The organism is Mycetohabitans sp. B3, assembly GCF_021498065.1.
In the GTDB taxonomy this organism is placed as follows: Bacteria; Pseudomonadota; Gammaproteobacteria; order Burkholderiales; family Burkholderiaceae; genus Mycetohabitans.
On record NZ_JAHLKN010000011.1, the window covers coordinates 262,138 to 272,662 of the forward strand.

8 protein-coding genes and 2 pseudogenes are annotated in these 10,525 nt (G+C 61.4%); 6 read left to right on the forward strand and 4 right to left on the reverse strand.

What is annotated here, in order from left to right:
• Nucleotides 1-276: 276 nt before the first annotated feature.
• Nucleotides 277-543, reverse strand: a pseudogene (locus KQH55_RS03270) (IS30 family transposase); the annotation flags it as partial.
• Nucleotides 544-613: 70 nt separating this feature from the next.
• Here KQH55_RS03270 and KQH55_RS03275 point away from each other — a divergent pair.
• A pseudogene (locus KQH55_RS03275) lies at nucleotides 614-967 on the forward strand (IS110 family transposase); the annotation flags it as partial.
• A gap of 72 nt (nucleotides 968-1,039) precedes the next feature.
• Here the strand turns inward: KQH55_RS03275 and KQH55_RS03280 are convergent.
• A complete protein-coding gene (locus KQH55_RS03280; RefSeq protein WP_235090187.1) occupies nucleotides 1,040-1,789 on the reverse strand; it encodes a TIGR00730 family Rossman fold protein in 750 nt (249 codons plus the stop codon).
• Between the two features lies 1 nt (nucleotide 1,790).
• Between KQH55_RS03280 and polA the strand changes: the two genes are divergently transcribed.
• A complete protein-coding gene (polA, locus tag KQH55_RS03285; protein WP_235090188.1) occupies nucleotides 1,791-4,565 on the forward strand; it encodes a DNA polymerase I in 2,775 nt (924 codons plus the stop codon).
• A gap of 61 nt (nucleotides 4,566-4,626) precedes the next feature.
• The gene (locus KQH55_RS03290) at nucleotides 4,627-5,970 is read left to right on the forward strand and encodes an NAD(P)/FAD-dependent oxidoreductase (RefSeq protein WP_235090189.1); all 1,344 of its coding nucleotides are present in this window, start codon (nucleotides 4,627-4,629) and stop codon (nucleotides 5,968-5,970) included.
• 12 nt (nucleotides 5,971-5,982) lie between these two features.
• On the opposite strand, the gene KQH55_RS03295 is transcribed toward KQH55_RS03290, so the two are convergent.
• Together KQH55_RS03295 and KQH55_RS03300 are read right to left on the reverse strand one after the other, a co-directional pair.
• The gene (locus KQH55_RS03295; protein WP_076785158.1) at nucleotides 5,983-6,852 is read right to left on the reverse strand and encodes a sulfurtransferase; all 870 of its coding nucleotides are present in this window, start codon (nucleotides 6,850-6,852) and stop codon (nucleotides 5,983-5,985) included.
• A 107-nt stretch (nucleotides 6,853-6,959) separates the two neighbouring features.
• Entirely contained in the window at nucleotides 6,960-8,066 is a 1,107-nt protein-coding gene (locus KQH55_RS03300) for an aromatic ring-hydroxylating dioxygenase subunit alpha (RefSeq protein ID WP_076785157.1), read from the reverse strand.
• A gap of 261 nt (nucleotides 8,067-8,327) precedes the next feature.
• Between KQH55_RS03300 and KQH55_RS03305 the strand changes: the two genes are divergently transcribed.
• The 3 genes from KQH55_RS03305 to KQH55_RS03315 form a co-directional block, all read left to right on the forward strand.
• Nucleotides 8,328-8,600 carry an exodeoxyribonuclease VII small subunit gene (locus tag KQH55_RS03305; RefSeq protein ID WP_076787264.1) on the forward strand — a complete coding sequence of 91 codons (273 nt, stop codon included), beginning with the start codon at nucleotides 8,328-8,330 and terminating at the stop codon, nucleotides 8,598-8,600.
• The gene (locus KQH55_RS03310) at nucleotides 8,597-9,487 is read left to right on the forward strand and encodes a polyprenyl synthetase family protein (RefSeq protein ID WP_235090190.1); all 891 of its coding nucleotides are present in this window, start codon (nucleotides 8,597-8,599) and stop codon (nucleotides 9,485-9,487) included. The genes KQH55_RS03305 and KQH55_RS03310 overlap by 4 nt, the downstream gene beginning before the upstream one ends.
• A gap of 141 nt (nucleotides 9,488-9,628) precedes the next feature.
• A partial coding sequence (locus KQH55_RS03315) for a 1-deoxy-D-xylulose-5-phosphate synthase N-terminal domain-containing protein (protein ID WP_235090191.1) occupies nucleotides 9,629-10,525 on the forward strand: 897 nt, incomplete at its 3' end.

Sequence of the window (10,525 nt, forward strand, 5' to 3'; positions counted from 1 at the left end):
GTTAACCTCACCTCTGCAAAGAAGTTTACTAATTCACAATTTGAACGGTCCCATAAAACGAGTGGTCCCGCAAAAAATATAGCTTATTCCCAGTCAAACTACAATTTTTAATTAAATGGCTTATGGGTGAAACAATAATGCAAAATCATGGATTATTATTGCAATAGATTTTGTAAGGTCGCTTAAAGTTAGGGATTTTGACATTGCCAGCTTCGCACTGGCGGGTTCAACCGGGGAATGCAGCAACGATGCTGGCGTTTAATTTATTTGCTGGCCTCATGAACCCAATGTCTTTCTGAGTCGCTGATTCAATTGCAAAGCGATATTGTTCAGATCGCCTCGCGAGTAGCCGGCCAGGCTGGTGCCTTTGGAAAAGTACTGTCGAGGCAACCCGTTGGTATTCTCATTCGTGCCTCGCTGCCACGGGCTTTGTGGATCACAGAAGTAGACCTGCGCGTCGATCGCAACTGCGAATTGCTTGTGCTATGCGAGTTCCATGCCTTGATCCTATGCGACCGATTTGCGCAGTTCCGCAGGCAGCTTTCCCCACCTGCCAGAGAGTTATGCCCAGTGGGGTTACGCTAAACAGATTCATCAACTGGAGGCCTATGTCATGCAAGACGTGGCGATCATTGGAATTGATCTCGGCAAGCGTTCATTTCACCTCCACGGGTAGAATAAATCTGGCCTGGCTTGCTTCGCAAGAAGGTGTCGCGTCAGCAACTGATCAAATTCTTCAGTAACTTTCACGCCTGTATCGTAGCAATGGAAGCCTGCGCAGGGGCCCATTACATGGCTCGGGAATTGACTGGTTTCGGCCATTAGGTCAAGCTTATTTCGTCCCAGTTTGTCCGCCCCTTTGTAAAATCAAACAAAAAACGATTTCGTCGACGAAGCGATCTGTGAAGCTGCCTCACGACCAGCCATGCGATTTGTGACGCCAAAGACGGAATCACAACAGACGTTGTAACCCACTGATACCAAAAAGAAGTGCAGCTTCAAGCTGCGCAGCTTTGCCGAAGTCGCGTTCCAGTAGCGCCTACAGGTAGAACATTCGGTCTTCATCGCTCTTGGCCGGAGGCTGTGCACCTTCGGCCAGCGCCCGCTCCTCGTAGAATGCGAGCACGGCCTCGAGCACCTTGTCCGGCTCGTCGATCACCTGCATCAAATCGATGTCGTGTGGGCCGATCAGCCCCATCGGTTCAAGCGCGTCGCGGAACCAGTCCAACAGACCTTTCCAGAACGTGGAGCCAACCAGGATAATCGGCACATGGCGCGATTTTTTCGTCTGGATCAGCGTCAGCACTTCCGCGAGCTCGTCGAGCGTGCCAAATCCGCCGGGCATCACGATCACCGCGTCAGAATTTTTTACGAACGTGACCTTGCGGGTGAAGAAATGTCTGAAGCGCAGCGAGATGTCCTGATACTGGTTGCCGCTTTGCTCATGCGGCAACTCGATGTTCAGGCCGACCGAAGGCGCCTTGCCCGCGTGCGCGCCTTTGTTGGCGGCTTCCATGATGCCGGGGCCGCCGCCGGAGATCACTGCAAAGCCGGCATCGGACAGCTTGCGGGCAATCTGCATGGCGAGCTTGTAGTATGGCGAGTTCGGCTTAAGCCGGGCAGAACCGTAAATGCTGATGGCCGGGCGGATTTCCGACAGGTACTCGGTCGCCTCGATAAACTCTGCCATAATCGTGAACATCTGCCACGATGCGCGGGCCTTCTTGGCTGTCGCGCGCTCTTGATCTGCGAGTGAACGCAGACTCGGAATCACTTTTCTCTTGGTCATAATGCTTGAAAATCAGAACCTCGAAGGCAAGACCCTGCTATTGGTCGATGGTTCGAGCTATTTATACCGGGCCTACCATGCGATGCCGGACTTGCGCGGGCCGGATGGTGGTCCGACGGGTGCGCTGTACGGTCTCATCAACATGATGAGGCGATTGCGTCGCGACATTCCCGCAGAGTATAGCGCGTGCGTGTTCGATGCGAAGGGCAAGACGTTTCGCGACGACTGGTATCCGGACTATAAGGCGCACCGCCCGCCGATGCCTGAGGACTTGTCCCGTCAGATCGAGCCAATCCACGTCGCGGTGCGCGCGCTCGGCTGGCCGCTGCTGATGATCGAGCGCGTGGAGGCCGACGACGTGATCGGCACGCTGGCGGTGCGCGCTGCGCAGGCTGGCATGAACGTGGTGGTGTCTACGGGCGATAAGGACCTCGCGCAACTGGTGAACGAGCGCGTCACGTTGATCAACACGATGACCAACGAGCGGCTCGACCGCGACGGCGTGATCGCGAAGTTCGGCGTGCCCCCCGAGCGTATCGTCGACTATCTGACGTTGATCGGCGATACCGTCGACAACGTGCCGGGCGTGGATAAGTGCGGACCGAAGACCGCGCTCAAATGGCTCGCACAGTATCAGACGCTGGACGGTATTATCGAGCACGCGAACGATATCAAGGGCGCGGTTGGCGACAACCTGCGTCGTGTGCTCGCGTTCCTACCCACCGCGCGCCGGCTCGTTACCGTGCATACCGAATGCGACTTGTCCCCGCAAGTGCAGTCCATAGCCGAGTCGCTGCAGGCACGGGCAGAAGCTAAGGACGAATTGCGCGACATTTATTTGCGGCACGGCTTCAAGACGTGGTTGCGCGAGCTCGATAGCGAGGCCGGGCCCGACACGTTCACGGCCACGGCCGACGGCGGGGTCGCGCTCGGCCCAGGCGCGGTCGAGCCGGCGCCGGCGACCGACATCGAGCGACAGTACGAAACCGTCAATGCATGGGAGCAGTTCGAGCGGTGGCTGACGGTGATCGAGGCGGCGCCCCTCACGTCGTTTGACACCGAGACCACATCGCTGGACCCGATGCGCGCGCGTATTGTCGGCATATCGTTTGCGACCGATCCCGGACGCGCCGCATATATTCCGCTCGCGCACCGCGGGCCGGATCACCCGGTGCAACTGCCGCGCGACGAGGTGCTCGCGCGGCTCAAGCCGTGGCTGGAGAGCGCCGCGCATAAGAAGGTTGGCCAGCATCTGAAGTATGATGCACAGGTCTTGGCGAATCATGGCATCACGCTGGCCGGCATTGAGCATGACACGCTGCTCGAATCGTATGTGCTCGAATCGCACCGTCCGCACGACATGAACAATCTCGCGACGCGGTATCTCGGCGTAAAGACGATTAAGTACGAGGACGTCGCCGGCAAAGGTGCGGCGCAAATCGGCTTCGACGAGGTCTCGGTGGACGTGGCCACCGAATATTCCGCCGAGGATGCCGACATCACGTTGCGGTTGCACCAGGTGCTATATCCGCAGATCCAGGTCGAGAAAGAGCTGGACTACGTTTACCGATCGATCGAGCTGCCGACGGCGCGCGTGCTGCAGATCATCGAGCGCAACGGCGTGCTGATCGATAAAGACCGGCTCGTTGCGCAGAGCAACGAGCTTGGCATCCGGATGCTGGAGTTGCAGGCCGAAGCGTATGCCCTAGCTGGCGGCGAGTTCAATTTGAATTCGCCGAAGCAGATCGGCGAGATCTTCTTCCAGCGGTTGCAGTTGCCGGTGGTCAAGAAGACCCCGTCAGGCGCGCCGTCCACCGACGAGGACGTATTGCAGAAGCTCGCCGAGGACTATCCGCTGCCGAAGGTGTTGCTCGACTACCGTGCGTTGACCAAGCTCAAGTCGACCTATACGGACAAGCTGCCGAAAATGATCAACCCGGACACTGGCCGTGTGCATACCAACTATGCACAGGCGGTAGCCGTGACCGGGCGGCTTGCGTCCAATGATCCGAATCTGCAGAACATTCCGGTTCGCACGCCGGAAGGGCGGCGCATCCGCGAAGCGTTCATCGCGCCGCCGGGTAGTAGCATCGTCTCGGCCGATTACTCGCAGATCGAGTTGCGCATCATGGCGCATATCTCGGGCGACGCGTCGCTGATGGCGGCCTTTGAGCACGGCGAGGACGTGCACCGCGCGACTGCGTCGGAAATCTTCGGCGTGACGCGGCAGGAGGTCACGAGCGAGCAGCGGCGCATTGCGAAAGTGATCAATTTCGGCTTGATCTATGGCATGAGCGCGTTTGGCCTTGCATCGAATCTGGGCATTGCGCGCGACGCAGCCAAGCTCTATATCGACCGCTATTTTGCTCGCTATCCGGGGGTCGCGCGGTATATGGACGAGACGCGGATGGAGGCGAAGTCGCGCGGTTTCGTCCAGACCGTGTTTGGTCGCCGGCTGTGGCTGCCGGAGATCAACGGCGGCAATGGCCCGCGCCGTCAGGCCGCCGAGCGCGCCGCGATTAACGCGCCGATGCAAGGGACCGCGGCCGATCTGATCAAGCTGTCGATGATCGCTGTGCAGGATTGGATCGAGCGCGCGCGCGTGAAGTCGCGATTGATCATGCAGGTTCATGACGAATTGGTGCTGGAAGTGCCCGACGATGAATTGGAGGTCATCCGCGCCAAGGTGCCCGAGCTGATGTGTTCGGTCGCTCAACTCAACGTGCCGCTGGTCGCTGAATTGGGTGCGGGTGCCAACTGGGAGGAAGCGCATTGACGCCCGGTGGTCCGGCGTTGTCGGCGCCATGCGAATGACGGTTAACGACGGAGGTATCGGCATGCATCGGATCATTGTGGTCGGCGGCGGCGCCGGCGGATTGGAACTGGCTACGCGGCTCGGCAACCGGTTCGGGTCGCGGCGCACGTCGCAGCGCGTCAGCGTGGTACTCGTGGACCGCTATCCGACCCACATTTGGAAGCCATTGTTGCACGAGGTGGCGGCCGGCAGCATGGATCCGTTTACGCACCAGATTGAGTATGCGGCGCAGGCGCGCTGGCACGGTTTCGAATTCCAGCAAGGCGAGTTGCTTGGGTTGAATCGCACCGCAAAGACGATTCGCGTGAGCGCGGTGCGCGACGAGGATGACATCGAGCTGCTGCCTGAGCGCACGCTCGCCTACGACACGCTGGTGATCGCAATTGGCAGTACCACGCATTTCTTTGGCGTAACCGGCGCCGCGCAGCACGCGATCGCGCTCGATACGGTCGCGCAGGCAGAACGCTTCCGACGCCGTCTGATCGCCGCGTGCATGCGCGCGCAGCGGCCGCTGTCCAGCGCTGACGTGGCGGTCAGTGTTGCGCAGGGTGGGGCGGTCAGCCCGCGGATCCAGATCGCGATCGTCGGCGGGGGCGCCACCGGCGTCGAGCTGTCGGCCGAACTGCGTAACACGGCGCATGTACTGGCCGCGTATGGCTTGCACAAACTCGATCCCGTCACCGACATCGGCATCGTGTTGATCGAGGCCGGCCCGCGGATCCTGCCGGCATTGCCGGAACGCGTTTCAGCCGCAACGGCGGCGCTGTTGCAACGGCTCAACGTCTCGGTGATGACCGGTGAGGCGGTATCGGAAGTGCGTGTCGGCGAGGTCGTCACGGGCAGCGCAAAGGTGTTGCGCGCCGATTTGACCGTGTGGGCGGCCGGCATCAAGGCGCCGCCGGTGCTCGCGTTGCTTGATGGGCTGGCCGTCAACAAACTCGGCCAGCTGGTCGTGCGTTCGACGTTGCAAACCGAGAGCGACGACGACATTTTTGCGCTTGGCGATTGCGCGGCATGTCCGTGGCCCGAGGCCAAGCGGACGGTGCCGCCCCGTGCCCAGGCGGCGCACCAGCAAGCGAGTTTCCTGCTCGAAGCGCTGCGTGCGCGTCTGGAAGGGCGCGCTTTGCCCACCTATACGTATCGCGACTTCGGCTCCCTCGTCTCGCTGGGCCACAACGCAATCGGTAATTTGATGGGTGGCCTGATCGGCAAGAGCCTATTCGTCGAGGGGCTCTTTGCGCGATTCATGTATCAATCGCTGTACCGGATGCATATTGCCGCATTACATGGCTATGGCCGGATGCTACTCGACATGCTGGCGCATGGGCTGCGGCGCACCACGCGGCCGCGGGTCAAGCTGCACTGAGCCCGTGGCCAATCAGGGCTGCGCGCCGGTGGCAACAGGCCTGGCCGGGTCCGCGACCCATTCGCTCCAGGACCCGGCGTACAGGACCGCGCCGTGCAATCCGGCGATTTCCATCGCAAGCACATTGTGGCACGCGGTGACGCCGGAGCCGCAGTACAGAATCGTGTGCTCCGGCGCAGTATCGTCGAGCAACGAGCACAATTCGTCGCGCAACGTGTGGGCGGGCTTGAAGCGGCCGTCTGCGGCGAGGTTGTCTTTGAAAAAGCGATGGCGAGCGCCCGGAATGTGGCCGGCGACCGGATCGATCGTCTCGTTCTCGCCGCGATAGCGGTCCGGCGCCCGAGCGTCGAGCATCCGGCACGCGGCCGCGTTCATCTGTTGCTGCACGCCATGGACGTCGATGCTGATCGACAGCGGCTGCGATGGTGTGAACGTGCCGGGGGTGATGGCCGGTATCGCGTTGTCCAACGGCTGCCCGGCGGCTTGCCACGCCTGCAGCCCGCCATCGAGCAACGCCACCTCCTCGTGGCCCAGCCAGCGCAGCAGCCACCACAGCCGTGCGGCGAACATGCCGCCTTGCGCGTCGTAGGCGACTACCTGTACGCCGCGGCTCAAGCCCCGCTGCGCGAGCCGGCGTGCGAGCGTCTCACGTTCAGGCAGCGGATGGCGCCCGTTGGTGCCAGTCTTTAGTCCGGACAGGTCGCGGTCGATATCCAGGTACTGTGCCCCCGGGATGTGCGCAGCGTCATACGCGGCCGCGCCGGCCGACGTGTCGGCCAAATCGAAGCGGCAGTCGAAAATGAGTGTGGTTACGCTGGGTGTGGCGAGCCGGGTGGCCAAATTCTCGGTGGAAATCAGCGTGGTGTAGCGATGCTGCGGCATGGCGAATCTCCTGGCGAGGCGGTCATGACATCGACCTTGGGCGAGCTAACCCTAGTCTAAACAAAAAAGCCGGATCTTAGTCCGGCTCGACTAGTCGCAAGCGTGTGTCAAATCGTGCCGAGCTCGCGGCGCAGGAACTCGTGGAAATGCTGCATGCCGTCTTCCATCGGGCTTTGGTACGGGCCCACTTGGGATTCGCCGCGTGCGAGCAGCGCGCGACGTCCGGCATCCATTCGCTCGGCGATCTCGTCGTCCTCGACGGCGGTCTCCAGATAGGCCGCGCGCTCGGCTTCAACCATCTCGCGCTCGAACAGCGCCACTTCCTCCGGATAGTAGAACTCGACGATGTTCGTCGTGCGCTGCACGCCGCGCGGGATCAGATACGACACGATGAGTACGTGCGGGTACCATTCGATCATGACGTTCGGGTAGTACACCATCCAGATCGCACCGAAATCCGGTGGCGCGCCGTTGCGGAACTTTAGCAACTGGTCGTGCCACTTGCGGTATGTCGGCGAACCCGGATTCGCGAGGGCGCTGTGTACGCCGACTGTCTGCACGCTGTACCAGTCGCCGAACTCCCATCGCAGATCATCGCACGAAACGAAATTACCGAGTCCAGGGTGGAACGGGACGACGTGATAGTCCTCGAGATAGACCTCGATAAACGTCTTCCAGTTGTAGTTGCACTCGTGGACTTCGGTGTGGTCGTACAGGTACCCGGAAAAGTCGAAGTGGCTCGCCGGGCCCAGGCGCGCGAGATCGCTTGCGACGTCCCGGCCGTTGCGCTCGAACAGCATGCCGTGCCAGGACTGCAGTGGCGTGGCGCCCAGGTTCAGGCACGGATTGTCTGAAAAGTGCGGCGCGCCGAGCAGCTCGCCGCCCAGATCGTATGTCCAGCGGTGCAGCGGGCAGACAATGTTCTCGACATGCCCGCGACCGTTGAGCATGATGGCCTGCCGGTGCCGGCATACGTTTGACAGCAGTTCGATACGACCGTGCGGATTACGCACCAGTAGACGGCCCTCATTCTCTGCGGGCAGCGCAAAATAGTCCCCCGCTTCTGGCACCATCAGTTCATGGCCGATGTAGCGTGGACCGCGTTTGAACAGGACGTCGAGCTCGCGTGCGAGGAGCGCCTCGTCGAAATAGGCTGAAACAGGCAGCTGGCCGTGAATAGACTTGAGCTGCAGAGCATTGCTCAGATTGGACATTCCCACTCCCGTGCAGACGTGAAAGCAGTGAACAACCCAACCATCGAAAAATCGATTTAGGGAAACTCAAGATTATACCCGCTCCGAGCAAACGGGGTATCTAAATCTTTGATCCGGATCGTATTTATGACGCGAACCCGCGTCATCGGAGTATATTTGCCGGCCCGGCGTATTCGGCGCGCAGCACGCTGAGGCCGCATTCGCTGCCGGCCGGCCGGCGTTTGCCGTAAAATAGGTGACTTGCCAGAACACATGTGCATGATGCCCAACACCGCTTCCCAAGCCCCTGACGGGGCAGATGTCCCGTTGCCGGACAATTACGAAACAGCGCTCGGCGAACTCGAGTCCCTGGTCGAGCGAATGGAAGGGGGCGCGTTGAGTCTCGAAGCGTCGCTTGCGGCATATCGTCGCGGTGCAGCCCTTGTTGCGTATTGCCAACAGCAGCTCGAGAAAGTCGAGCAACAGGTTCGCGTACTCGATGGCGAGACGCTCAAGCCCCTCGATCCAGCGATTGACGACGGAGAGTGTGCATGAGCGCCACGGCATTTGACGAATGGGTACACAACGTACTAGTGCGAACCGAAGCGGCGCTCTCGGCGGTGCTGCCGCCGGCGGACGTCGAGCCGATGCGGCTGCATCAGGCGATGCGCTATGCGGTGCTGGACGGCGGCAAGCGTGTGCGCCCGATGTTGTGCCACGCAGCGGGCCAGGCGCTGGGCGCGCCTGCTCAGCGGCTTGACGCGGCGGCCTGCGCGCTCGAGTTGATTCACGTGTACTCGCTGGTTCACGACGATTTGCCGTCGATGGACGACGATGATATGCGTCGCGGCAAGCCGACGGTGCACGTGCAGTACGATGAGGCAACAGGGTTGCTCGTCGGTGATGCGCTGCAATCACAAGCGTTCATCGCGCTCGCCTCGGACGCGCTCGACGCGCACCGGCAGGCCGCGTTGATGCGCGAACTCGCTTGCGCGAGCGGCTCGCTCGGCATGGCGGGCGGGCAGGCGATCGATCTGGCGAGCGTGGGCATGCGGTTGTCGCGGACGCAGTTGGAGACGATGCATCGGATGAAGACCGGCGCGCTGCTGCGCGCGGCGGTCAAGATGGGAGCGCTGTGCGGTGACGGACTGTCGGCCGACATCGAGGCCGGGCTCGATGCGTATGCGAAGGCGGTGGGTCTGGCGTTCCAGGTGGTCGACGACATCCTGGATGTGACCGCCGACTCGGCCACGCTTGGCAAGACAGCCGGTAAGGATGCGGCCAACGACAAACCGACCTACGTATCGATCATCGGGCTGCAGGCGTCGCGGGAACTCGCGGCGCAGCTGCGTCGCGACGCGCGTGCGGCGCTTGCGCCGCTGGGCGAGCGTGGGCTACGGCTTGCGCAAATCGCTGACCTGGTAGTGGAGCGTGTGAATTGAGCTGACGCGCCGGCGGCGGGCGTGGCGTGGCGCCCGCGATCGCAGCGGCGGCCCGCCTGGTGGCCGGCGACATACAGCGCGACACACATTGGCCAGGAGCGTCGGCGTATGCGCCGCAGAATTGTCTGGAATGGAACGACGATGTACGACTTGCTGAAAACCATCGATGACCCCGCCGCTCTGCGGCGCCTAGAACGCCGGCAGTTGCAGCCATTGGCCGATGAGCTGCGTGCCTTCGTGCTCAACAGCGTATCGCAGACGGGCGGCCACCTGTCATCGAATCTCGGCACGGTCGAACTGACCATTGCACTGCACTATGTGTTCGACACGCCGGCGGACCGGATCGTTTGGGACGTCGGCCATCAGACCTATCCGCACAAGATCTTGACCGGACGGCGGGACCAGATGAGCACGCTGCGCCAACTTGGCGGCATCTCGGGCTTCCCGCGCCGTTGCGAATCGGAGTACGACACCTTCGGCACTGCGCATTCGAGCACGTCGATCTCGGCGGCGCTGGGCATGGCCGTTGCCAGTCAACTCAAGGGCGAAGACCGGTATGCGATCGCGGTAATTGGCGACGGTGCGATGACCGCCGGCGAGGCATTCGAGGCACTGAACAACGCCGGCGTGTGTGAGGACATCCCGTTATTAGTGATCCTGAACGACAACGACATGTCGATTTCGCCGCCGGTTGGGGCACTGAACCGGTACCTCGCGCGGCTGATGTCAGGCAAGTTCTATGCGACCGCGAAAAAAGGCGTCGAGCGGGTGCTGCGCCACGCGCCGCCGATGCTGGAGCTTGCGCGCAAGCTTGAGGAGCATGCAAAGGGCATGGTGGTGCCCGCGACGCTGTTCGAGGAATTTGGCTTCAATTACATCGGTCCAATTGATGGACACGACCTCGATTCGCTGATTCCAACGCTACAGAATATCCGTGGCTTGCGTGGCCCTCAGTTCCTGCACGTGGTGACGAAAAAAGGCCAGGGCTACAAGCTGGCCGAGGCCGATCCGGTGCTGTACCACGGTCCGGGCAAGTTT

Excerpts from the sequence above, each read along its gene's own strand:
- KQH55_RS03280 (WP_235090187.1), bottom strand. The coding sequence starts at position 1,789 with ATGACCAAGAGAAAAGTGATTCCGAGTCTGCGTTCACTCGCAGATCAA.
- polA (WP_235090188.1), top strand. The coding sequence starts at position 1,791 with ATGCTTGAAAATCAGAACCTCGAAGGCAAGACCCTGCTATTGGTCGAT.
- KQH55_RS03290 (WP_235090189.1), top strand. The coding sequence starts at position 4,627 with ATGCATCGGATCATTGTGGTCGGCGGCGGCGCCGGCGGATTGGAACTG.
- KQH55_RS03295 (WP_076785158.1), bottom strand. The coding sequence starts at position 6,852 with ATGCCGCAGCATCGCTACACCACGCTGATTTCCACCGAGAATTTGGCC.
- KQH55_RS03300 (WP_076785157.1), bottom strand. The coding sequence starts at position 8,066 with ATGTCCAATCTGAGCAATGCTCTGCAGCTCAAGTCTATTCACGGCCAG.
- KQH55_RS03305 (WP_076787264.1), top strand. The coding sequence starts at position 8,328 with ATGCCCAACACCGCTTCCCAAGCCCCTGACGGGGCAGATGTCCCGTTG.
- KQH55_RS03310 (WP_235090190.1), top strand. The coding sequence starts at position 8,597 with ATGAGCGCCACGGCATTTGACGAATGGGTACACAACGTACTAGTGCGA.